Source organism: Vibrio sp. T3Y01 (assembly GCF_013114525.1).
In the GTDB taxonomy this organism is placed as follows: Bacteria; Pseudomonadota; Gammaproteobacteria; order Enterobacterales; family Vibrionaceae; genus Vibrio; species Vibrio chagasii_B.
On record NZ_VTXJ01000015.1, the window covers coordinates 64,537 to 87,486 of the forward strand.

A 22,950-nucleotide genomic window follows, 5' to 3' on the forward strand; every position below is an offset into this window, starting at 1 on the left:
AATAAACTCCTGTATCACAACGCTTTAGCTAAGCGTTGCTCTTCCTTGTTGTCTTCCGTTGGCATATCTTCCAAATGCAATGCCACCAGGTCGTTCTCAAAATAAACTTCATCACAGTTATGTCCTTCTCCACCTCTATCGACGATCAAGAACTGGTCTTGATCCGTGAGTGCAAGAACCGGGTGATGCCACACCCCTTTGTGATAGTTCACTCCTTGACGGCCGTTGCTTAAGAAAGCTCGGCAATTGGCTAACGATGGGTTACCACCTTTTGGGGCAACAACAATTAAATAGGGTTGACCAAGTAATGGAATGAATGCCTGAGAGCCAAGTGGATGACGCTCTAGCATTTTGATGGTCAGTGGGTAGCTCAACGGCGTAGCTTGGAAGATGCTGATGATCGCTTCTCCGCCTTGGTCTTGCACGTCCGTTGTCGCTAGCTTGTGGTAGCGACGTGTTGAGCCACTGTTGATCATGAAGAAATCACTATTATCAGACTCGATAACATCACCAAACTCAGTAAAAGCTTGCTTAGTTAACGGTTCGATAGTTAAACGACGTATTCCATTACTCATACTGATTTCCTTACCTATTTCGCTTTCGTACCAAATAGACGCAAACGGCTAATACCACCATCTGGGAATATGTTTGCACGTACGTGGGTAATCGCACCAAGGTCGTTTACCTCAGAAATGAATTCGTGAATCTCGTGCGCTTGCAGCTTTTGAGCAGGCAGTAGTTCACGCCAGAATAAGCTTTGTGTTTCCACTTGATCGTCGGTACCACCTTTCACGTAAGCCGCTTGAATTGAGCAGCTGTCTGGGTAGTTACCTTTAAAGTGCGCCGTATCCACAACGATACGTTCGATATTACCTGGGTGACCTAATGCCACGATTACCCAATCATTACCCGGCGTACGACGACGCGCTGTTTCCCAGCCATCACCCATGTTTTCACCGCGGCCTGGGCCTAAGATGTTGGCTTTATTACCGTAGTGCTCATCACTACATGCCAGTGCACGGCCACCGTGCTCAACGGCTGCTAGATCCACCTGTTGATGAGAGTCTATTGCGTCCCAGTCAACGCTTGGTCGGCCGTAAACACGAAGGCGTGCAACACCACCGTCTGGATAGATGTTCAAACGTAGGTGCGTAAATACTTGGTCGCTTTCGATGTCTTCAAAATGATGATGATCACCCTGTAGTGCCATTGAAGGCAGAATTTCTTGCCACTCTGTTGAGTCTGTTGGCTCACCCTGTGGTGAATAGCATGCGTCGATTGATGCCGAAGGTGGGAAGTTACCTGTGAAGAATGAGGTATCAATATCAACGCCAGCAATGGTGCCAGCTAGACCAAGGCGAACGACACAGTAGTCGTAACCTTCGCCGCGTTTACGTCTGCTTTCCCAGCCGTCCATCCACTTGCCGTTATCGTCGTATAAGTCGTCTTTCCACTCTGGTGCTGCGTGGCTGAGTAGACGGCTTTTATCGGCGAAAAAATCGTCTGTTGCGAAGATAGCTTCTGCGCCGAGTTTTTCGTCTGCAAGGTTTATGTACTGTTCAAATTTATGGGTCATGTCCGTGTAATCCTATGAAATTAATCAAGTAATAATAAAATGAGAACTTAGTGGCTTATGTTTTTACAAATCGAACCTTTAGGCACTAAGACTGGGCTGAGATAGCTGTTAACTCCGTTAACTTACATATCCCAGAGACGAAACATCGCGATCTTATTGATCTCTTGAATCGCCGTAGCAAACTCAGTTTCACTATCATTTCCTAATCGCATCTCGAACGACTCAAGAATTTGGTAACGATTGGCTCCCTTCACCGCCATGATAAAAGGGAAATTGAAGCGACTTTTGTAGCTGTTGTTATAAGAAGTGAATTTTTCAAATTCTTCGGCGCTGCATTGGTCAATGCCCGCCCCCGCTTGTTCTTTGGTCGACGACTCGGTGAGTTCGCCGTTTACTGCTGCTCTGCCCGCTAAATCTGGGTGAGCGTTGATCAAAGCCAACTGTTTGCCTTGGTCGGCATTCAACAAGGTCGATGCCATTTTTAGATGAAGATTCTCAATGTGGTCGTCTTCGGCATTCAAACCTTGGTCATATACCGCCTCAGCAACCCATGGGCTGTGCTCGTAAACATCAGCAAAGTGCGCGACAAAAGTGTCACGGTCCATGGTTGTTGGTTGGCAAGATCGAAATTCAGTCACGTTAAGCCTCCTTGCTGTTCGTTCTAATTTTGTTGTCCGTTGTATGGATGATGTTTGTGCCAGTGGTTGGCAATATCGATTCGACGACATAGCCACACGCTGTCATGCTGTTTTACGTAATCTAAGAAGCGTCTCAATGCAGCAATACGACCGGGACGACCAATAAGACGACAATGCAGTCCTACCGACATCATTTTCGGTGCGGTTTTGCCTTCCATATAAAGGGTGTCAAAAGTGTCTTTTAAATACTGGAAGAACTGCTCACCCGAGTTGAAGCCTTGCGCCGTTGAAAAACGCATATCGTTCACATCAAGTGTGTAAGGGATCACCAGTTGTGGATGACCGGTTTCGGTGTGCCAATAAGGCAGGTCATCGTCGTAGGCATCTGAGTCGTAAAGGAAGCCACCTTCTTCTGCGACTAAACGACGAGTATTCGGCCCTGTACGACCGGTATACCAACCTTGCGGGCGTTGACCCGTTACCTGTTGGATGATCTCAATCGCTTTGGTCATGTGGTCGCGCTCTTCTGACTCATCAATGTATTGATAGTCTATCCAACGATAACCGTGGCTACAGATTTCGTGACCTGCTTCTACCATGGCTTCAGCTACGTCTGGGTGACGCTCAATTGCCATAGCGACCGCAAATACAGTCAGTGGAATTTCATATTCATCGAACAAGCGAAGAACACGCCACACACCCGCTCGGCTACCATACTCATAGATGGACTCCATGCTGATGTGACGCTCGCCTTTGATCGGCTGTGCTGACGGGATCTCTGAAAGAAAGGCTTCAGACTCGTCGTCTCCATGTAACAAACAACGCTCACCGCCCTCTTCATAGTTCAATACAAAAGAAACCGCGACGCGCGCATTACCTGGCCATTGAGGGTTGGGAGGATTAGCTCCGTAACCGATCAAATTTCTTGAATAATCCTTATTCATCCAAGTACTCCTAACATAAGTGGTTGGTTTAGCCGCTCTTCAACTGACCCATCGAAATGATTCAGCTATTGGTTATTTCAAAACCGAGCAACCTTACCCCTGTACATTTATTGTATACAATTATTTATCTCAATGTAAAGATTTTGTTATTCAAGTTAAATTTGAACTATTTACCGACTTTAAAACAACAACTTAACAAAACTCAACCTCACCAAAAAACGATAATAAAGATCTATAAAGTCAGAAAAAAAGATACAATGGTTAACATTTTTCCAACAATTCGCTTTACTAATTGTGTACAGTTCGTACATAGTTAGTGATAACAAAGTGACCAGCTGAACTCTTTTGCAAGGTCGAAATGGATACATAAACCACGGAACAGAGGAGCGCCAAAAGCGCTATTAAAGGACTATGGGAAGATTAACAACACACGTATTAGACACCACACACGGCTTGCCTGGCGCAGAGATCAAGGTAGAGCTTTATAAGGTAAACGAAGACTCAACAGAAAAGCTGGCGACCGTGCTCACCAATTCCGATGGCCGTACCGATGCGCCGATTCTGGCAGGAAATGATTTCCGCCCGGGGAAATATCAATTGGTGTTCTATGTAGCCGATTACTACAAAAGCAAAGGTGTCGAATTAGATGGCGTGCCTTTCCTAGACGATGTGGTTATTCGTTTCGGCTTGGATGATCCCGATGCGCACTACCACGTTCCGCTTTTAGTCTCGCCATACAGTTTCTCGACTTATCGGGGCAGTTAGTCCCGATGCTTAGAATCCCGATCTAGGCTCAATCAACCAGTAATAAACAGATTCATGCGTGCATCTAAAAAGATGCATGCTCATTAAGCACGCTCACATAAAAATACTAACAACGTTAACAGTTAGAAAATGAGTCGCGAGAAACTCGTCAATAGAGACTTAGCGCTAGGAAAAACCTTAAAACTTCATATTGAAATTTCGCTGTATTCAATAAATGGATCACAACATAAAAGGACTTGCAGACATGAGTGAGAGTAAAACAGAAATACTCAACCAAGATGCGAATAACGGAATTTTAGAGAAATTCTTTAAAATTAAGGCCCACGGAAGCAGTGTGAAAAATGAGTTAGTCGGCGGTGTCACTACCTTCGCGACGATGGCTTACATTATCTTCGTTAACCCCCAAATCATGGCCGCTTCAGGTATGGATGCTGGCGCAGTATTCGTTGCAACCTGTATCGGTGCCGCTATCGGTTGTTTGTTAATGGGCTTATTTGCGAACTGGCCTGTTGGCCTAGCACCGGGCATGGGTCTGAATGCGTTCTTCTCCTTTACGGTTGTGAGTGAGATGGGCTATAGCTGGGAAGTCGCACTGGGTGCGGTGTTTATCTCTGGTATCTTGTTTGTCGGGATGAGTTTCTACAAAGTCCGTCAATGGCTCATCGAGAGTATTCCTGAGAGCTTGCGCTATTCCATGACTGCGGGTGTTGGTTTGTTCTTAGGTCTAATTGGCTTGAAAACAGCAGGCATCGTCGTCGAAAACCCAGCAACTTTGGTTTCACTGGGTGACTTCACCAAACCAGAAGCTCTGCTTGCTGCGATTGCATTCTTGATCATTGCGGTTCTGAGTGAGCGTAAAGTGTTTGGTGCGGTACTTATCGGTATTTTAAGCGTCACGCTTATCGGTATGGGGCTAGGCCTAGTACAATACAATGGCTTCTTCGCTGCACCGCCGAGCTTAGCACCTACCTTTATGGCAATGGATATTGCAGGCGCTCTGAACGTATCCATGATCAGCGTTATCTTGGCCTTCCTTTTTGTAAACATGTTCGATACTGCCGGTACGCTAATGGGCGTAGCTGAGCGTGCAAACCTCACTAACCCAGAAACTGGCAAGATTGAAGGCCTGAGCAAAGCGCTCAAAGCCGATAGTATCTCAAGTGTTGCAGGTGCGTGTGTGGGTTGTCCGCCAGTAACCAGTTACGTAGAAAGTGCTGCTGGTGTTGCTGCAGGTGCTCGTACAGGTCTTTCAGCAATCGTAGTTGGCGCTTTGTTCTTAGCGGCGATTTTCCTATCACCGCTTGCAGGCATGATCCCCGCTTACGCAACGTCTGGCGCTCTTATCTATGTAGCATTCGTAATGATGAGCAGCATGCAGCACGTCGATTGGAAAGACTTTACCAATGGTGCTCCAGCTGCGATTACCGCACTGATGATGCCACTAACATTCTCTATCGCTAATGGTATCGCACTGGGTTTCATCACCTACACCGTGCTTAAGCTTGCGACAGGTAAAACGAAAGATGTCTCCATCTCGATGTACTTCCTAGCGGCTATCTTCATCGCCAAGCTAGTGTTCATCGGTTAATCCTATCTCTCCTGAATGGTTCGGCATGGAACGTTCAGAAACGTTGCTTGGCTCGCTCGCTAGCCAAGCAACGACAACATTTTTAAGAAAGCTAATTGCATTGATGACTCGAGAGCAGAGCTCCCAACGACTCGGTGCACCTTTTTTATGACCCTACGCAGTTTGTAGAAGTCATTATTTGACCGCCAACCGCCTGTAAACGGAAACGCAGGCAGAGGAATATCAAATGAAACTTCTGTACACCCTTAATGAAAGACCGCCCCATGGGCTAACCCTTCTACTCGCTCTACAACACATGCTCGCCTCGATTGGTGGCATTGTCGCTGTCCCCCTTATTGTCGGCGCTTCCATCGGCCTACCCAACACCGAGATCGTCTCACTGATCAATGCTGCGCTCTTGGCGTCAGGTATTGTGACCGTCGCGCAGTGTCTTGGTTTTGGTCCAGTGGGTATTCGACTGCCCGTGGTAATGGGCTCAAGCTTTGCCTTTTTAGGTGTGGCCATTTCGATCGGTAACGAAGGTGGCGTCGCTGCCATTATGGGCTCAGCGCTTATTGGCTCGTTCGTAGTGATTGGTGCCAGCTTTTATATGGACAAGGTCCGTAAATTGTTCCCAACCGTGGTAAGTGGTGTAGTGGTTACCCTAATCGGCTTAACCATTTTACCGGTTGCCATGAACTGGGTTGGCGACTCCCCTGCCAACACGGAACAATTCGCCACGCTACCTAAACTGTTTCTCGCACTGGTCTCTTTGGGGATCGTGATTGGCGTATCGGTTTATTGTAAAGGCGCGGTTGCGGCCTCCGCTATCGTGATCGGTTTAGCCGGCGGTTACATTGTGGCTTTATCACTTGGCATGGTTGACCTTGAGCAGATCGGCTCTGCGGCTTGGATTGGCGGTCCTGAACCTTTTAAATATGGCTTTACCTTTTCAATCAGTGCCATCATCAGTATGAGTTTGGTGTACATCGTGGTTATCGCTGAAGCCACAGGGGACTTCATGGCGTTGGGCAACAACTGTCAAACACAAGTCAGCGGTAAAGACCTAAAACGTGGGCTACTGGGTGATGGTATCGGCAGTACCTTATCGTCGATTCTCACTGCAATGCCACTCGCTTCATTCAGCCAAAACGTTGGTATTGTCGGTATCACAGGGGTAGCAAGTCGCTACGTGGTTGCCGCAACCGGTGGTTTACTAATTTTAGGCGGTTTATTCCCAAAATTAGCCGCTATTGCCGTCACGATCCCTAAACCCGTTTTGGGTGGTGTGGGCTTTGTGATGTTCGGAATGATTGCTTACGCGGGTATCCGCATGTTGATCAAAGCCGCAGACACCAAGCGAAATGCCTTGGTAATCTGTGTAGGTTTGGCATCTGGTTTGGCCGTTACCTTCGAACCAAGATTGCTGCAACACTTGCCACACGATTTAGCGAACTTCCTGCACTCTGGCATTACGACTGGCACCATCATGACGGTTGTTCTTAACCTTGTATTGCCTAAATCTTCACGCGCAGAAGAACAAGAAGCGTTAGCCGAAAGCCAAGCGCAAGTTGAGCTAGAAATGAAAGAACAAGCTGAAGAAGAACTACACTCAAACGAGCAGCTAGAGATTCAACAAGCAACAACAGAAACTGACGTTCAAACGGCATCAGATAACCCTGAGCCAAAAACGAACTAACTGATTCTTGAACTAGCGTAAAACCGATTTCCGTAGAATCACGGGCGTAATGAGAACACTGAATGTTTCATCGCCCTTGATTCGAATTTATCTTTTAACAACAAATACCAAATAAAGACCCTCTTCCCTGAAAAGGCTGAGATGGCTAAGGACTACTATGAATGGAAACCATCTGGATTAAGAATCCTCTCGCAATCTACACTGGCTCACTTGCTGATGCAGAAGGCGGCATTGTCATTAAAGGTAATAAAATCATTGAACTGGTTGGCAAACACAAAGAGCCGACCTCCCCCGTAGATTACAGCGTCGACGCCTCTCGTCATGTTGTGACTCCTGGGCTTATCAATGCGCACCACCACTTCTATCAAACCCTAACGCGAGCCTACCCCGGCGCACTCAATAAAGAACTCTTCCATTGGCTACAAAGCCTCTACCCGGTTTGGGCGAACCTCGATTCTGAGATGATGAGCCTTGCTACTGAGCTGGCGCTTGTCGAGTTAATGATGTCGGGCTGTACTACAGCGTCGGACCATCATTACTTGCTGCCAAACGGGCTTGAACACGCCATTGATTTACAAGTCGAGGCGGCAGAGAAATTGGGCGTAAGGGCGATATTCACTCGCGGTTCCATGAGCCTTGGGGAAGATGAAGGTGGACTACCTCCACGACACACCATTCAAACCGAACAAACCATCATTGATGACAGCCAACGCTTGATTCGTGATTACCACCAGCGTGATGAAGGGGCGATGATTCAAATCGCACTCGCGCCTTGTTCGCCATTCTCGGTCACCACAGATCTGATGAAAGAGACCGCCAAGATCAGTGAGCGTGAGAACGTAATGATGCACACCCACCTGTGCGAAACCTTAGACGAAGAAGACTTCTGTATTGAGAAGTTTGGCCTGCGCCCTGTCGATTACCTAGAAGATGTCGGCTGGCTCAATGAACGCACTTGGCTTGCTCATGGTATTCACTTCAACCCAGAAGAGATTAAGCGTTTGGGTAAAGCAGGAATAGGTATCAGCCACTGCCCAACTTCCAACATGATGTTGGCTTCCGGTATTTGTAAGAATAATGACCTCGAGGCCGCGGGTGTAAAGGTCGGGCTGGGTGTGGACGGTTCTGCTTCAAACGACGGCTCCAATATGATTGCCGAAGTTCGCATGGCGATGTATCTACAACGTCTGCAATATGGCTCAGCAAACGTATCTCACTTCGACGCACTGCGCTGGGCAACATCAGGCTCTGCTGCGGCAATGGGCAGAACCGACATTGGTACGCTAGAGGTCGGCAAACAAGCCGACATCGCGATGTTCAAGCTTGATGACATTCGTTTCTCTGGCAGCCACGATCCACTTGCAGCACTACTACTCTGCGGCGCTCAACAAGCAGATAAAGTGATGGTTGCAGGTAAGTGGCGAGTTAACGATGGCGCTGTGATTGGGGTAGACATGGAGCAGCTAATGCACCGTCACCACACCGCTGCGATGAAACTCGGAAAACTGGCAATGAATAATAACTAACGCCAATGCTTGTCCATCAAACAGTGTGTACCTCACTATGATGGGCAAGCTTCCTTACTACTAATAAAAATTCAATTCTGACTGTTAAATACGCCATCCTATTGGTTGTTCTCCCCCTAAATATTCAACCAAAATCCACTCTATAATTAACATCTCTAATTTAATAATTACTAATTTAAATACAGCTAATTTAATTAAAGCTAAATATTAAACCTATTATTTATTTGGCACAGGTCAAATTTAAAACGCTCGTTCTAATTATATAAACATCAATTCAATCAACAGATTTAGTAATAATCACAACAATTATGATAATTACATTTCTATCACTTAACTCATTGGTGAATAGAATAAAAACCTCCGACGCCTTTCTAGATATAGCCTGAAGAAAGAATAGAAACTAATGATTTAAATATCACTAAATTCAATAGATCAACAATCAAACAATATGGATTCAAATATGTGATCTAAATAGAACTTTTCATTATAAATTTGCTATAGATTGACCAAATCTTATAAAAACAAAAAACATATTAATGGAGAGTATATTTAAAACCCACAAAATAATTACAAGAATAGCAATATAAACAATTCAATAAACCCGCATAAATATATAGGAATACCATTTCATGGTAGGGGATTTTATTGTCTCTAGAAAAGCTAATAACAAATCTAACAGGGATAAAACATGAAAAAAATCACACGAACGCTGGTATTATCTTCGATCTCGATTGGACTGCTTTCCTCTTTTGCTTTCACTTCTCAAGCAGCGCCAATTCAAGTCAATCAAGCGTCAGCCGAACAGAACATACCTCAAATCACCTACGATACGATCACCGGTGAAAATGGCGTTTTTATCGATCTAGAAACCGACAATTTCATCCTCAAACAGCAAGAGTGGTATCAGATTCAAGCGTATGTCGAGGGAGCACTGGCACTGCCCGTCACAGAAGCCAGCATGAAATCGGCTTTTAGCATTCCTAACGACATCCCTTTTTCTAACTTCCAAGCTTTAGTTCAGCAATATTCCAATATCCATGACACCGCTTTCTACTGGAAAAAGGACCTGTATCCAAGCATCGTGAACCTCTCATTGAGCCTAGCGAACTACGTACAAATCAAAGACTACATGCTCAACCCTTTGAGCGACGCCCTTAATGAGATGTTGGCAAAAGCATTTTCACCCTTACCGGAAGATATCGAGGCTGTTGAACGCAACCGAAAAATGGCGATTGCTTATCTGAAAAGCCTGCAAAACTTTTCATTGAGATACCAGCAAGAGGTGTCCGATGTGGGTGACAACTTGTTGGACTTTTCTGCGCAACTAGACACGCAAAAGCTACAACTTGAAGTGTTGGAAGGGACCCATAACGGGTATCTAACGGATGATGGCAGCGTACTTCAACAGCAAGTGAACGATATCAATGCCCGAATCGCACAACTCAACAAAGACTACACGCACTATGTCACGGTTGCCTCTACTGCCGTCACCTACGCGTGGTTCCCTTTAGTAGCCGTACCAATTATGGGTGTCTACGGAGATAAAGCAGAGAAAGCGCGTAAGCTTCGCAACGAACTGCAAAATGAAGTTAAAGATTTAGAAGAACAATTGTCTTACACACAAAAGGTATATAACTCTTACCATCGCTCTTCAGAAAGCATTGATCTTATATCTCAGCAAATTGAAGATGCTATCCCACATATTAATAAGCTGAAGTTAAATTGGCAGAAAATGAATACCGACTTCACATCACTGCTTGCAGCATTGGATGAAGCTCAAAACAATGCCGATATCATGAAAGACGACGCAATGCTTGGTGCTATCGGTGCATTAGCCAATACATCGGTTGCAGAAATGAACTGGAATAACATCAGCGAGAAAGCCAAGGCATTTGCAAATAATGCTTATATTCAAGAAATGGAGTAGTCCATACCCATCGACAAATAGCTCGGCAAAGCGACGCCTCGCTATAAGTTAAACCAGCAAGACCAATAAAAACAAAATAACAACAGAACACCACGCCTTATGAAAAATAAGGTGTTGGTTTCTGCTACCCAAAATTTGGCTAATACTCATTTCGACAGGACATTAATATGAGAATTCTACCGATTATTATTTCTCTTTCATTATCTCCACAAGCTTTTGCTAGTGACTGGTTAGAACTTAATAACTTGCCTAATTCCACCGAATACCCAACTTGGGTTCAATCTGCCTATTCAGATGTCGATGTTCTCTCTCGCTCTACATCTGATCTCCACATCAACCTCAGTGACTGGATTGCGGAGCAGAACCTCTACGTGACTAAACCCTCAAAGATCGTCGTTTTTGCCGATACTATTGAGGTTCCAGAAAACTTCAACTTGGTAGTGAATAACCAAAACATTCTCATTTTTGCCCGTAAAATTGTCGGTCAAGGAGCCCCAACTTTCGTTCTCGGGCAACAAGGCGCTGCGGCATCAGTGACTGTGATTGCAGGAGAGATCGACACTCCGATTAATGTCCTCGCTTTCCAAAACGATGGCAGCATTACACGAGATGCCCTTTCAGCAGAAGATGGCGATGGAACCTCTGTGGTATTAGCAGGAGAACACTACCGCAGAACCACCATCGACTCGAACATTACTGGGCAAATGAAACTGGCGACCACACCTTTTACCGACATTGTTAACCGCTCTTTTGATATGGCAGCCAGCTTATTCGACACCAACCCAGAACTTAGTCTCGAACTGATTAATTGGATTGAGCAGAGTTTGCGTCACGCAGGCTCAGTGGTGGAAGATGACCCTATCCTTTCAGACCTGTACCTCCAAACCGTTGCTTTTAAACAGTTCATTAGTTTCAGCACTAAAGAGAGCAACTATGTGCCTTATCTCGACAAGGTGCTCTACCAAGGCAAATACGAAGCGTACCTGAACGCAATGATCGCGTATCAAGCGCAGTGGGATGTCATTCAAGACAGAAGTACGGTGATCGAAGACAAGATTGAAGCTGCGAAGTTAGCACTCGCTAACGTTGAAGACGTTCTTAGAGCGCAAAACTCGATCATCACTCAAACTCAATCCAATATAGACAAAATAGGCGACAGCCTGACCGAAATCGACAGTCAATACAAAGCTCAGGAGCTTGTGACACTGAGTGCAAGAACCACTTACTTGGTCGGCGTGGAAAACTGGAAAACTCAGCAAGAGCTCAATGCAGCCTTGGCTATCTTCAAAGCCATCGCAGAGATTGGCAGTGCCGTCAGTGGTGTGTTCACAGGGAATCTATCTGGTGTGAACGACCTCACCGAGCAGTTGGCTAAAACGCCAGAAGCACTGGATAAAGCGAAAAACTTAGTCACCAATATCAAATCAGTCACGGGGATCATTGATAGCGTTACCAAGACCATTTCGGGCATCGCGCAGCTCACCGCCGATGTGAAATCGACCATCAAACTTCATAAAATCTCCGAAGCGATGGATGGCTTTGACTTTAATATTCCGACTTTGAATGAGAGCAATCTAGCTTGGGATCTGATGATCACCGAGATCCGCAGTAATTTAAGGCTTGCTGATAGCTTGGGAATTAAAGGCGCAAGACAATATCTAGTCGAACTCGAAAAACAGGTGCTGTTAGGCAAAGCCATTAACACCACTCAACTTAACTTTGCGCAAGAGCAAGCTAAACTCGTCGACCTATTATTGACCAAAAACGTCACCGCTAATCAACAGCAAAGATTGAGTGATGCCATTGAGGGTTATCAGGTAGACAGTGGAAGTTTCGACTCCATCGAGCGTGAGCTTTCGCGAGTGCTAATGCACTTCAAACGTCCAATGTATGTGGCTTTGTCTAACTATGTTCAGGCATACGAATACTGGGCGTTAAAACCAAGTGAGATCACGCCTTCACTGAATAAAAGTTACTTGGACTACCAGTTTGACCTCGCGTCCATCGAAAGTGAGTATGTGAATGCGCTCTCTTCATTCCAGCCAGCACCACAAGATTTCACTATCGACAACTACACCATCTCTAGCCCAGAACAACTCGATAACTTCGCAACCACTGGTGAGTTGAACTTCACTATTCCATTGGAACAGGCACAGCTATGTTCATTCGACCGAGTCAGACTCTCTACAGTACGCGTGTTCTTAGAGGGGGAAAACTTACCTTATGGCAAGCAGCTCAACCTGAGAGTATCTAGCTCAGGTAACTATGCTGACCGATACCAGAATCAAGATTACCAATTCAGTTCTAACCCAGTCTCACGTGCGTTTTACTACCGCTTGGATGATCCTACCACCAATGACGTTAGCATCATCACCGATGGTGCAGTGGCGAATAAGTTCGAGTATGCGTACTTCCAACCCACTCCATTCTCGTCGTGGAATGTCACCCTCAACAACTTCGATGAGGCAGACCAAGCCAACAACCAATACCTAAAAGATATCGAACAAATTAGGGTTGAGTTCTTAGGCAGTGGTATCCCGAATGGCAACAGTTGTTCAAACTGAAATGAGAAATAACCAAGCTATCTAATAGCCAGAAAAAGGCCGACATCTTGTCGGCCTTTTTTGTTTTATTCGATTAACTACTTAGCGTTTGGAGTCTAATCCATCAAACTCTTAGACTTAATCGCCTTCTTAGACAGTTCTTTGGCAAACTCGGTAATGTCGGCTTCAAACTCATCGACGCTTTGACGAATCTCATCCAGTTGAACAGTTTGCATCACGCGGTTTTCCATCACGATTTGGCCGTTCACAATCGTCGTATCGATGTTGCTCGGGTTCGCTTGATAAACCAAGGTTGCGTATGGGTCATAGCTCGGCATCATGTTCGCTGACTGTGTTTCGACAATCACGATGTCCGCTTTCTTACCGACTTCCAGAGAACCAATTTGATCTTCCATGTGTAAGGCTTTCGCACCACCTAATGTCGCCATCTCGATCACTTGCTCAGGAATCATGATGGTGCGATCTGAGTGCTTCAAACGTTGCATGTTCGCTGCGTAGCTTAGGGTACGCATGATATCGACTTGGTTCGAGCTCATAGGGCCGTCTGTTCCCAAACCGATTCGCATGTCAGCACGGTACATATCCCATGCTGGTGCGATGCCAGTTGCGCCTTTAGCGTTCGCCATTGGGTTGTATGAGATCCCTGCGTCAGCTTGCTTGAGAAGCTTTTGATCGTTCTCTGAAAGGTGGATACCGTGAGCAATGACTACACGCTCATCCAGCACACCAATTTCATCCATGTATTCAACTGGCGACGTAGCCTTAGTTTCATCTTTGATGCGCTTTTCTTCATTCGGGAATTCAGCAACGTGAATTAATACCGGCACATCGTATTGAGCAGACAGTTTGTTGATTTCTTGAAGCTTGTCTTTGCTCACTGTGTAGACCGCGTGTGGTGCATAAGCAGGTGTAATCAGCTCGTCGTTTTGGTATTGCTCAATAAAGCCTTTGGCATAATCAATACCGCCATAAGGTTCTTTAGCGTCTACCACAGGGAACTTAATCACGGTTTCGCCGAGTACCGCACGCAGGCCAACTTCTTTGGTCGCTTTTGCCATTTCATCCATGTGGTAATACATATCGGCGTAAGTCGTGACACCACTCTGTGCCAGCTCGATACTGCCCAGCTTGGTCGCGTTATAAATCAGTTCACGGCTTAGCTTTTCTGCTTCAAGCGGAAAGAAGTAAGCGAATAATCGGTTGGAAATCCCCTCTTCACCTAAACCGCGAAACGCAATCATAGGAAGGTGGTTATGAGCATTGACCATGCCAGGCATAACAATGCCATCTTGAGCATCAATCACCTTTTCAGCTCGGTATTGAGTAATCAAGTTCTCATTACCCACCGCGATGATCTGGTCGTTTTTCACAACAACAACGCCATCTTCAATCACATCCATTTCAGAGTTGATCGTCAGGACTTGTCCATTAGTGATAATCAGATCGGCGTTGTATGTTTGAGTTGCCACTGTCGAACCACAGCCAGCCAGTAAAACGGCGCTGATGGTGCATGCCAAGCTTTTAAGCGTCATTGCTAAACCTATATGTTATGCGTGTAATATTGTTAGAAGCTTCACTTTAGTGTTCTGCGCTATTCGCGCTTAAGAACAACAGTGCCGCAAATTTTCGCGACACTATACCCTTATCTTTAAATAAAATGGCATACCAAATCGAGCCAAATTAAAGAGAAATAAGTAATTGCACAACAGGTCACAAAAAGTGGCTTTACACTAGTCGCCACTCCTGTACAAAAACAAAAAAGGCCCGCAATCGCAGACCTAAATAAACCTTCAAATACCGTTAGCTTTTCACACCGCAACCTTTGATCACTAACTGGGTGATAAACTCAGCGGCTTCTTCGTAGTCTTTATCATCGAGCCTATCTTTCTGCATTACACTGCAAATCTGCCAGCCAAAATCAGCATAGGTTTGAGTCGCCGCCCAAATGGTAAACATCAGGTGGTGCGCAGGTACGTCGTCCATCAGCCCTTTTGCCGACCACGTCGAGAACTTATCGAGGATCATCTGCGATTGGTTATACAGCTCATCGCCGATCTCTTTCGGAAGCACTTTAGCGCCCGACATCACTTCATTGGCAAACACTTTAGAAGCGTGTGGATGGTCGCGTGAGATGATTAACTTAGTTTGAATATATTGAGATAAAGCTTCAACGGGATCGTTCAGCTCTTCAATAGGGCGAGAGGCTTCAAGTAACGGCTGCGTGACGGTTTCTAGAACGGCATTGTAGAGCTTGTCTTTCGAGCTGAAGTAATAGAATACGTTGGGTTTGGGAATGTCGGCCGCCTTCGCGATATCCGCCATTTTGGTTGCGGCATAACCATGAGTAGCGAATTGTTCACACGCCACTTCGATGATTAAATCTTGATTCTTTTGTCTGATCCTAGACATATGACTTCCTTTACAGCTCATTACTTAAACCATAGTAATCAACGTGCTTCATTAGTCCAGAAGATAATTCAAGAACTCAAGGTCACCGCATTGATAACAAAAAATGGCCGCCCACATACACAGAGGAGCGGCCCTTTTATCCGGTTGCTAGATAATCAATATTGCACGGAAGTCATTGACGTTAGTCAGCGTGGGCCCTGTCGTCAGCAGGACGCCTGTTTGCTTGAAAAAATCATAACTATTATTCGCCTCTAGATAATTATCGGCTTTGAGTGTTAAGCGAGTACCTTCTTGCCAAGTTTCTGGTGTTATCCATGCCCCAGCATTGTCTTCCACACCGTCAATACCATCCGTATCAGCGGCCAACGCGAATATGTTGTCCTGCCCTTTCAGTTCGTTGTACAAACTTAAAAGGAACTCACAATTGCGCCCACCACGACCGTTTCCTTTAACCGTTACTGTTGTTTCACCACCTGAAAGCAATACACAAGGAGTCTCGAATGGGTGCTTATTATTAGCGACTTGTTTAGCTAATGCTGCGTGCACCTTCGCTACTTCTCTCGCCTCTCCCTCGATACAATCACTCAACACATACGCAGGAATACCCAAACCTTCAGCTTCTGCCGCCGCTGACTCAAGGGCAGACATGGGAGTCGCGATAATATGGTGCTCGGCGTTTTTCCAACAAATGTCATCTGGCTTGATGGTTTCAGATTGTGGGTTATTCAGCCATTCAAATGCCGAGCCTGGTATTTCTATCTGGTAGCGTTCCAATATGGCGAGGGCATCAAAGCGCGTGGTGGTGTCCGGTACGGTTGGTCCTGATGCAATCACACTGATGTCATCACCGGGTACATCCGAAATCGCCAATGACACCACTCTTGCTGGATACGCTGCTTTGGCAAGTCGGCCGCCCTTTATCGAAGATAGATGCTTACGAACACAGTTCATCTCATCAATGGCTGCGCCAGATTTAAGCAGTGCTTTGTTGATTTGTTGCTTCTCTGCCAAGCTAATATCGCCACCAGGCAGACTCAGTAATGCGGAGCCACCTCCCGACAAGAGACATATCACTGTATCGTCTTCGCTGAGGTTGCTCACCAACTCAAACATCCGGTGACTGACTTCAAGACCCATCGCATCCGGAACTGGGTGCGCCGCTTCGATCACCTCAATGTACTCACATGACGCGAGGTGTTCATAACGAGTCACAACCAAGCCTTCTAAATCACGTAGCGCAAGGTCTTGCTGTTTCTTGGCTTGCCATACGGCTTCCAATTCAGCGGCCATCGATGCTGCCGCTTTCCCTGCCCCGATAACGACAGTTCGCCCAGCTTGATTTGCCGAGCGATAAAATATGTCTTGAGGAAGAAAAGGTTCGATGTGATTTTTGGGTAGTGCCTGATTTACAGCACTTGAGAAAAGGGTTTGCAGAAACTGCTTAGCATTAATGTCCATAAGCCACTCCTTAGTTGACGGAGGAAAAAAGAACCCCAATACAAGGCGAAAGGGTGCCTGCTAAGATTAAGTTGGAAAGGAACAACTTCAACCTTTGCCTCGTATCGGGAACGCGTATAAAAGGAGACGAAACTACGCGATTTATAAACAAACTGTTTGAAACTGGGGGGTTAACTTATCGAAGCTAGCCCTGATTCATTGGTTTTCATTTCAGTAGAAACGACAAAACCAATTATTTAGACGGATTACTCGTTAAGGATTAGCGAATTGAGTGATCAGAACGCTTCTCTATCGCTTGAATCAGCGCAGAGTGATCCCAGCCTTCACCGCCCATTTCAGCACATTCGCCAAATAGCTCTTGCGCGATAGCTGTGTTTGGCAGCGCAACGCCTAACTCTTGAGCGCCAGTGAGCGCAAGGTTTAGATCTTTCTGGTGAAGCGAAATTCTAAAGCCAGGGTCAAATGTGCCTTCCACCATTCGTTCACCATGAACTTCAAGGATCTTAGAATTAGCAAAGCCGCCCAGTAGCGCCTGACGAACTCGTGCTGGGTCAGCGCCGGCTTTTGATGCAAACACTAGCGCTTCAGAGACCGCTTCAATGTTCAATGCAACGATGATCTGGTTGGCAACCTTACAAGTTTGCCCAGCACCGTTATCCCCCACCAGCGTGATGTTTTTGCCCATCACTTCAAATAGAGGTCGAGCTTTATCAAAAGAGTCTTGCTCACCACCCACCATAATAGTCAGTGCAGCATTGATCGCGCCTACTTCACCACCAGAAACCGGGGCATCTAGGTATGACGCACCACCTTCGTTGATACGCGCTGCAATGGCTTTCGTCGCGATAGGTGAGATAGAACTCATATCGATGACTAACTTGCCCGTCGCACCACCACCAGCAGTAAGACCTTGCTCGACACCGTTATCACCAAACAGCACCTCTTCTACTTGAGGGGTGTTCGGCACCATAAGAATAATGACATCTGCCTGTTCCGCGGCTTCGGCTGGGGAATGACAAACCGTTGCACCTGCTGTAACCAACTCGGCAGGAGCAGCGTTGAAATGATCCGACAGAATCAAATCGTGACCCGCTTTTTGAAGGTTACTCGCCATAGGTTTACCCATGATGCCAGTTCCGATAAATGCAATTTTAGACATGTTGTTCTCCTTAACGTTTGAGGGTTACCAGGCGCAATTAACGGTACTGGTTCAGCCAACCAAGGCCTTCTGTCGTTGTCGTTTTCGGTTTATATTCGCAGCCAACCCAGCCCTGATAGCCAAGCTCATCAAGGTAGTTAAGTACGAATGGATAATTGATTTCTCCGGTACCCGGCTCGTGTCGACCAGGGTTATCAGCCAGCTGCACGTGAGCGATTTGACCAATATTCTGCTGCATGGTCGGCGTAAGATCGCCTTCCATAATCTGCATGTGATAAATATCGTATTGGATAGAAAGATTATCGCTCGCCACCTCTTTAATGATGGCCTTCGCTTGCTCTGTGGTGTTCAGGAAAAAGCCCGGAATATCGCGCGTGTTAATCGCTTCAATCACTAGGCTAATGCCTTCGGCAGCCAGAGCATTTGCGGCATAGTGAAGGTTAATCACAAAAGTTGCCTGAGCGTCTTGCGCAGTCACTCCCTGTGGGACAATGCCCGCCAAGCAGTTCACCTGTTTACAGCCCAGTTTCTTCGCATAAGCTATCGCTTTAGGCACGCCTGCTTGAAACTCTTCAATGCGCGTAGGGTCAACTGCAATACCACGATCGCCTGCATCCCAATCACCAGCAGGCAAGTTAAATAGCACTTGCTCTAGATTATTAGCATCAAGCTTTTGTTTAATCTCATCCGCATCAAAGGCATATGGGAAAAGGTATTCGACGCCTTGAAAACCGGCCTCTGCGGCGGCTTCAAAACGGTCCATAAAATCAACTTCCGTGAATAACATTGACAAGTTTGCTGCAAATTTTGCCATGATTCTGTCCTTACTCTTTGTTTGATGAAGTTAATGTGGTTTGGAGAAGCCTCGCTTTATTGGAGGCTTTCCGTAGAGCTCAATCTCGCTCTACGGACACACATTACTTCGTGATTACTTGTACGCTAGCGCGGTTGGTGCATCGCTGCTGCTTTCTGCAAGCGGTTCAAATTCGTTGATGGCGTTGATCTCTACGCCCATAGAAATATTGGTCACGCGCTCCAAAATCAGCTCAACAACCACAGGCACTTTGTGCTTGTTCATTAGCTCTTTAGCTTGCTCAAACGCAGCTGCAATTTGGTCTGGTTCACGAACTCGAATCGCCTTACAACCAAGGCCTTCAACAACAGCAACATGGTCAACACCGTAGCCCTCAAGCTCTGGCGCATTCTGGTTATCAAATGCCAGTTGCACACAGTAATCGATATCAAACTGACGCTGCGCTTGACGAATCAAGCCTAGGTAAGAGTTGTTCACCAGTACATGGATGTATGGCAGATTGAATTGAGCACCTACCGCCAGCTCTTCAATCATGAATTGGAAGTCGTAGTCACCGGAGATAGCGACGATATCGCGATCCGGGTCCGCAGCTCGAACGCCCAGTGCAGCAGGTGTTGTCCAACCAAGCGGGCCAGCCTGACCACAGTTGATCCAATGTCGAGGCTTGTACACATGAAGGAACTGCGCTGCGGCAATCTGCGACAAGCCGATAGTGCTGACGTAGCAAGTATCACGACCAAATGCTTTGTTCATCTCTTCATAAACGCGCATCGGTTTCATCGGTGCTTCATCGAAATTGGTTTTACGTAGCATGGTCGACTTGCGCTCCTGACACTCGCCAACCCAGCCACTTCGGTTTGGTAATTTACCTGCATCGCGCCACTCTTTAGCGACCTCAACCATGAGCTCAAGTGCCGATTTTGCATCTGAAACAATGCCTAAATCAGGGCAGAACACACGACCAATTTGGGTGGGTTCAATATCGACATGAACAAACTTGCGACCTTCCGTGTAAACATCAACAGAGCCGGTATGGCGGTTAGCCCAACGGTTACCAACGCCAAATACAAAATCAGAGTTCAGCATGGTTTCATTACCGTAACGGTGAGAGGTTTGTAGACCCACCATGCCCGCCATTAACTCGTGGTCATCTGGGATAGAACCCCACCCCATCAAGGTTGGGATCACTGGTACACCTGTGATCTCAGCAAATTGCTGCAGCAACTCAGATGCGCCTGCATTGATAACACCACCACCTGAGACAATCAGAGGTTTTTCAGCTTGTGCCATCATGGTGAGTGCTTTCTCAACCTGTTCGCGAGTCGCTTTTGGTTTGTATGGTTCAAGCGGCTCGTAGGTATCAATATCGAACTCAATTTCGGCTAACTGTACATCTAGAGGTAGGTCAATCAGTACAGGGCCAGGACGTCCTGAACGCATCAAATGAAAGGCTTTTTGAAAAGCGCGTGGCACTTGCGCGGGCTCCAGTACCGTGGTTGCCCACTTAGTAACAGGCTTGGCAATGGATTCGATGTCGACCGCTTGAAAGTCTTCTTTATGAAGGCGAGTACGTGGAGCCTGACCAGTAATACATAGGATAGGGATCGAGTCAGCCGATGCCGAATAAAGGCCTGTGATCATATCCGTCCCTGCTGGACCTGAAGTACCAATACACACACCAATATTATCTTGATTCGTACGTGTGTAGCCTTCAGCCATGTGTGAGGCACCCTCTACATGTCGAGCTAAGACGTGATCGATCCCTCCGAGTTTTTTCATTGCTGCGTACATTGGGTTTATTGCTGCGCCGGGAACACCAAATGCGATGTCTACTCCTTCACGTTTAAGCACTTCAACCGCCGCTTCAATCGCTTTCATAATTGCCATTCGAACCTCCAGTTCAGATTGTATACAATTAAATTAACTTTTGTGTACTATGAATCATCCTCAGCATTTATCAAGTCCAATTTGAAACAATTTTGTTACATCAAGCTATCCTATTGAACAGCAATTAAGCCTGAAAAGCTTACAATTCATTGCTTTACATAAAATATCTTTACGTAAAAATAAATTCCAAAAAGATCAAATGATAAATAAATGTTAAATAGCATTTGCTTGTTTACAATTTCTACAATATAAATACCGTTAAAAAGAACATTTTGTATACAAAATGACATCGTATTGTGTAAAGGAGACAAGCAATGATGAATGACGTGAAAGAAAGAGAAGAAACACTGTGTATGCAGGTGCTTGGGAATATGGACAACCCCGAGTACAAAGAGATCTTGTCTAAAGATGCATTGAAGTTCTTAGAAGCTATCGTTAACAAGTTTGGAGATCGCCGTCATGCCCTGCTAAATGATCGCGACATAAAACAAGCGCAATATGATGACGGTGAGCTACCTAATTTTAGAAAAGACACTATATCTATTCGTCAGAATAAAGAGTGGAAAGTCGCAACACCGCCACCAGAGTTACTGGATCGTCGCGTAGAGATCACAGGCCCTATCGAGAGAAAGATGGTGATTAACGCATTAAACTCAGGTGCGAAGGTCTTCATGTGCTGTTTTGAGGATGCGTCTTCCCCAACTTGGGTCAACATGGTCGAAGGGCAAATTAACTTAAGAGATGCCAATTTAGGCACCATCAGCTATTTCGATGAGAAGAAACAAAAGAACTACCAGCTAAACAGCGACCCTGCGTTGTTAATCGCTCGCCCTCGTGGAATCCATCTCCCTGAACAATCGATTCAATTCAACAATCAGCCTATCGCGGGTTGTCTGATGGACTTTGCGTTGTACTTTTTCCACAACTATCAATCACGTGCACAGCAAGGCTTGGGCGTTTACTACTACATACCAAAGCTTGAGAGCATGGAAGAAGCACAATGGTGGGACGACATTTTCAGTTTCACCGAGAATTACTTCAACGTAGCAAAAGGCACCATCCGTGCGACCGTATTGATTGAAACGCTGCCGGCCGTTTTCCAAATGGAAGAGATCTTGTACGCCATGCGCGATCACATCGTTGCGATGAACTGCGGCCGTTGGGATTACATCTTCAGCTACATAAAAACACTGAAAAATCATAAAGATCGTATCTTGCCAGACCGTCACGGGATCGGAATGGATCAAGAATTCCTGAACGCTTACAGCCAACTGTTGGTGCGTACTTGTCACGCTCGTGGGGCACTGGCGATGGGGGGCATGTCAGCCTTCATTCCAGCAAAAGATCCGCAAGAGATGGAGCGTGTTACCGCTAAGGTTATTGAAGACAAACAAAGAGAATCGCAAAACGGCCACGATGGCACATGGGTCGCGCACCCTGCCTTAGTTGATTTAGCGATGTCGATCTTCGACAAGCACCTTGATGGCAAAGTCAATCAAATGGATTTCCAAAGCCCTGAACACACCATCAATGCCGACACCTTACTTAAACCATGTGAAGGCAGCCGCGACGAAGCCGGTGTGCGCAAGAATATCCGTATTGCGCTGTATTACATCGAGGCTTGGATCCAAGGCTACGGCTGTGTACCTATCTACGGACTAATGGAAGATGCCGCCACCGCGGAGATCTCAAGAGCCAACATTTGGCAATGGATCCATCATGGCGTCACACTAGATGAAGGCCAAACCTTTACCAAACAACTGTTCCACTCTTGGCTTTACCAAGAGTTAAACACAATAAAACACGAAGTCGGTGACTCGCGCTACGCAGCAGGTCGATTTGAAGAGACAGCCGATCTTTTCTATCAACTTTCTACAGCCGAAGAGTTCGCTGCCTTCCTAACTTTACCCAGCTATGGGCTTTTGCAAGAATCCAGCTAGGCGTCTTGCGGCGATTCAAACAGACCACTAGCACTGATTAGTGCTCTGTTTGAAATAGCCAAGCCCCTGAAAATTAG

At 46.1% G+C, this 22,950-nt stretch carries 17 protein-coding genes; 7 read left to right on the top strand and 10 right to left on the bottom strand.

Features of this window, described 5'->3' with window-relative positions:
- Window positions 1-14: 14 nt before the first annotated feature.
- From F0232_RS16410 to puuE, 4 genes are all read right to left on the bottom strand, one after another.
- Window positions 15-575, bottom strand: coding sequence for an ureidoglycolate lyase (locus F0232_RS16410; RefSeq protein ID WP_061033011.1), 561 nt, complete (start codon window positions 573-575; stop codon window positions 15-17).
- Between the two features lie 14 nt (window positions 576-589).
- The gene (alc, locus tag F0232_RS16415; protein ID WP_061033010.1) at window positions 590-1,576 is read right to left on the bottom strand and encodes an allantoicase; all 987 of its coding nucleotides are present in this window, start codon (window positions 1,574-1,576) and stop codon (window positions 590-592) included.
- 122 nt (window positions 1,577-1,698) lie between these two features.
- Window positions 1,699-2,214, bottom strand: a complete 516-nt coding sequence (gene uraD / locus F0232_RS16420) for a 2-oxo-4-hydroxy-4-carboxy-5-ureidoimidazoline decarboxylase (protein ID WP_061033009.1) — start codon at window positions 2,212-2,214, stop codon at window positions 1,699-1,701.
- Between the two features lie 23 nt (window positions 2,215-2,237).
- Window positions 2,238-3,158: an allantoinase PuuE gene (gene puuE, locus F0232_RS16425; RefSeq protein ID WP_105058770.1), complete on the bottom strand. Its 921-nt coding sequence runs from the start codon at window positions 3,156-3,158 to the stop codon at window positions 2,238-2,240.
- A 411-nt stretch (window positions 3,159-3,569) separates the two neighbouring features.
- On the opposite strand from puuE, the gene uraH reads away from it, so the two are divergent.
- The 6 genes from uraH (at window position 3,570) to F0232_RS16455 (ending at window position 13,206) form a co-directional block, all read left to right on the top strand.
- The gene (gene uraH, locus F0232_RS16430; protein ID WP_061033007.1) at window positions 3,570-3,923 is read left to right on the top strand and encodes a hydroxyisourate hydrolase; all 354 of its coding nucleotides are present in this window, start codon (window positions 3,570-3,572) and stop codon (window positions 3,921-3,923) included.
- A 244-nt stretch (window positions 3,924-4,167) separates the two neighbouring features.
- Window positions 4,168-5,511, top strand: a complete 1,344-nt coding sequence (locus F0232_RS16435; RefSeq protein ID WP_105058769.1) for an NCS2 family permease — start codon at window positions 4,168-4,170, stop codon at window positions 5,509-5,511.
- Window positions 5,512-5,737: 226 nt separating this feature from the next.
- The gene (locus tag F0232_RS16440; RefSeq protein WP_105058768.1) at window positions 5,738-7,189 is read left to right on the top strand and encodes a nucleobase:cation symporter-2 family protein; all 1,452 of its coding nucleotides are present in this window, start codon (window positions 5,738-5,740) and stop codon (window positions 7,187-7,189) included.
- Between the two features lie 161 nt (window positions 7,190-7,350).
- On the top strand, window positions 7,351-8,715 hold the full coding sequence (locus F0232_RS16445) for an 8-oxoguanine deaminase (RefSeq protein ID WP_105058767.1): 1,365 nt from the start codon (window positions 7,351-7,353) through the stop codon (window positions 8,713-8,715).
- 688 nt (window positions 8,716-9,403) lie between these two features.
- Entirely contained in the window at window positions 9,404-10,642 is a 1,239-nt protein-coding gene (locus F0232_RS16450; protein ID WP_105058766.1) for an alpha-xenorhabdolysin family binary toxin subunit A, read from the top strand.
- 167 nt (window positions 10,643-10,809) lie between these two features.
- Window positions 10,810-13,206: a hypothetical protein gene (locus F0232_RS16455; RefSeq protein ID WP_105058765.1), complete on the top strand. Its 2,397-nt coding sequence runs from the start codon at window positions 10,810-10,812 to the stop codon at window positions 13,204-13,206.
- A gap of 95 nt (window positions 13,207-13,301) precedes the next feature.
- Here F0232_RS16455 and F0232_RS16460 read toward each other — a convergent pair whose 3' ends face one another.
- From F0232_RS16460 to gcl, 6 genes are all read right to left on the bottom strand, one after another.
- The gene (locus F0232_RS16460; protein ID WP_105058764.1) at window positions 13,302-14,738 is read right to left on the bottom strand and encodes an amidohydrolase; all 1,437 of its coding nucleotides are present in this window, start codon (window positions 14,736-14,738) and stop codon (window positions 13,302-13,304) included.
- Window positions 14,739-15,006: 268 nt separating this feature from the next.
- The gene (locus F0232_RS16465; protein WP_105058763.1) at window positions 15,007-15,615 is read right to left on the bottom strand and encodes a TetR/AcrR family transcriptional regulator; all 609 of its coding nucleotides are present in this window, start codon (window positions 15,613-15,615) and stop codon (window positions 15,007-15,009) included.
- A 147-nt stretch (window positions 15,616-15,762) separates the two neighbouring features.
- A complete protein-coding gene (locus F0232_RS16470) occupies window positions 15,763-17,073 on the bottom strand; it encodes a glycerate kinase (protein WP_105058762.1) in 1,311 nt (436 codons plus the stop codon).
- A 259-nt stretch (window positions 17,074-17,332) separates the two neighbouring features.
- A complete protein-coding gene (locus F0232_RS16475; protein ID WP_105058761.1) occupies window positions 17,333-18,232 on the bottom strand; it encodes a 2-hydroxy-3-oxopropionate reductase in 900 nt (299 codons plus the stop codon).
- Window positions 18,233-18,269: 37 nt separating this feature from the next.
- Window positions 18,270-19,046: a hydroxypyruvate isomerase gene (gene hyi / locus F0232_RS16480; RefSeq protein WP_105058760.1), complete on the bottom strand. Its 777-nt coding sequence runs from the start codon at window positions 19,044-19,046 to the stop codon at window positions 18,270-18,272.
- A gap of 114 nt (window positions 19,047-19,160) precedes the next feature.
- Window positions 19,161-20,933: a glyoxylate carboligase gene (gene gcl, locus F0232_RS16485; RefSeq protein WP_105058759.1), complete on the bottom strand. Its 1,773-nt coding sequence runs from the start codon at window positions 20,931-20,933 to the stop codon at window positions 19,161-19,163.
- A gap of 314 nt (window positions 20,934-21,247) precedes the next feature.
- Here gcl and aceB point away from each other — a divergent pair, with 314 nt between their 5' ends.
- Window positions 21,248-22,873, top strand: coding sequence for a malate synthase A (gene aceB, locus F0232_RS16490; RefSeq protein ID WP_105058758.1), 1,626 nt, complete (start codon window positions 21,248-21,250; stop codon window positions 22,871-22,873).
- Window positions 22,874-22,950 lie beyond the last annotated feature (77 nt).

What these genes read in the sequence shown, in the direction of transcription:
- F0232_RS16435 (WP_105058769.1), top strand. Translation starts at nt 4,168, where the DNA reads ATGAGTGAGAGTAAAACAGAAATACTCAACCAAGATGCGAATAACGGA.
- uraH (WP_061033007.1), top strand. Translation starts at nt 3,570, where the DNA reads ATGGGAAGATTAACAACACACGTATTAGACACCACACACGGCTTGCCT.
- F0232_RS16465 (WP_105058763.1), bottom strand. Translation starts at nt 15,615, where the DNA reads ATGTCTAGGATCAGACAAAAGAATCAAGATTTAATCATCGAAGTGGCG.
- puuE (WP_105058770.1), bottom strand. Translation starts at nt 3,158, where the DNA reads ATGAATAAGGATTATTCAAGAAATTTGATCGGTTACGGAGCTAATCCT.
- F0232_RS16450 (WP_105058766.1), top strand. Translation starts at nt 9,404, where the DNA reads ATGAAAAAAATCACACGAACGCTGGTATTATCTTCGATCTCGATTGGA.
- F0232_RS16440 (WP_105058768.1), top strand. Translation starts at nt 5,738, where the DNA reads ATGAAACTTCTGTACACCCTTAATGAAAGACCGCCCCATGGGCTAACC.
- aceB (WP_105058758.1), top strand. Translation starts at nt 21,248, where the DNA reads ATGATGAATGACGTGAAAGAAAGAGAAGAAACACTGTGTATGCAGGTG.
- F0232_RS16460 (WP_105058764.1), bottom strand. Translation starts at nt 14,738, where the DNA reads ATGACGCTTAAAAGCTTGGCATGCACCATCAGCGCCGTTTTACTGGCT.
- F0232_RS16445 (WP_105058767.1), top strand. Translation starts at nt 7,351, where the DNA reads ATGGAAACCATCTGGATTAAGAATCCTCTCGCAATCTACACTGGCTCA.
- F0232_RS16455 (WP_105058765.1), top strand. Translation starts at nt 10,810, where the DNA reads ATGAGAATTCTACCGATTATTATTTCTCTTTCATTATCTCCACAAGCT.
- F0232_RS16475 (WP_105058761.1), bottom strand. Translation starts at nt 18,232, where the DNA reads ATGTCTAAAATTGCATTTATCGGAACTGGCATCATGGGTAAACCTATG.
- gcl (WP_105058759.1), bottom strand. Translation starts at nt 20,933, where the DNA reads ATGGCAATTATGAAAGCGATTGAAGCGGCGGTTGAAGTGCTTAAACGT.
- F0232_RS16410 (WP_061033011.1), bottom strand. Translation starts at nt 575, where the DNA reads ATGAGTAATGGAATACGTCGTTTAACTATCGAACCGTTAACTAAGCAA.
- F0232_RS16470 (WP_105058762.1), bottom strand. Translation starts at nt 17,073, where the DNA reads ATGGACATTAATGCTAAGCAGTTTCTGCAAACCCTTTTCTCAAGTGCT.
- alc (WP_061033010.1), bottom strand. Translation starts at nt 1,576, where the DNA reads ATGACCCATAAATTTGAACAGTACATAAACCTTGCAGACGAAAAACTC.
- hyi (WP_105058760.1), bottom strand. Translation starts at nt 19,046, where the DNA reads ATGGCAAAATTTGCAGCAAACTTGTCAATGTTATTCACGGAAGTTGAT.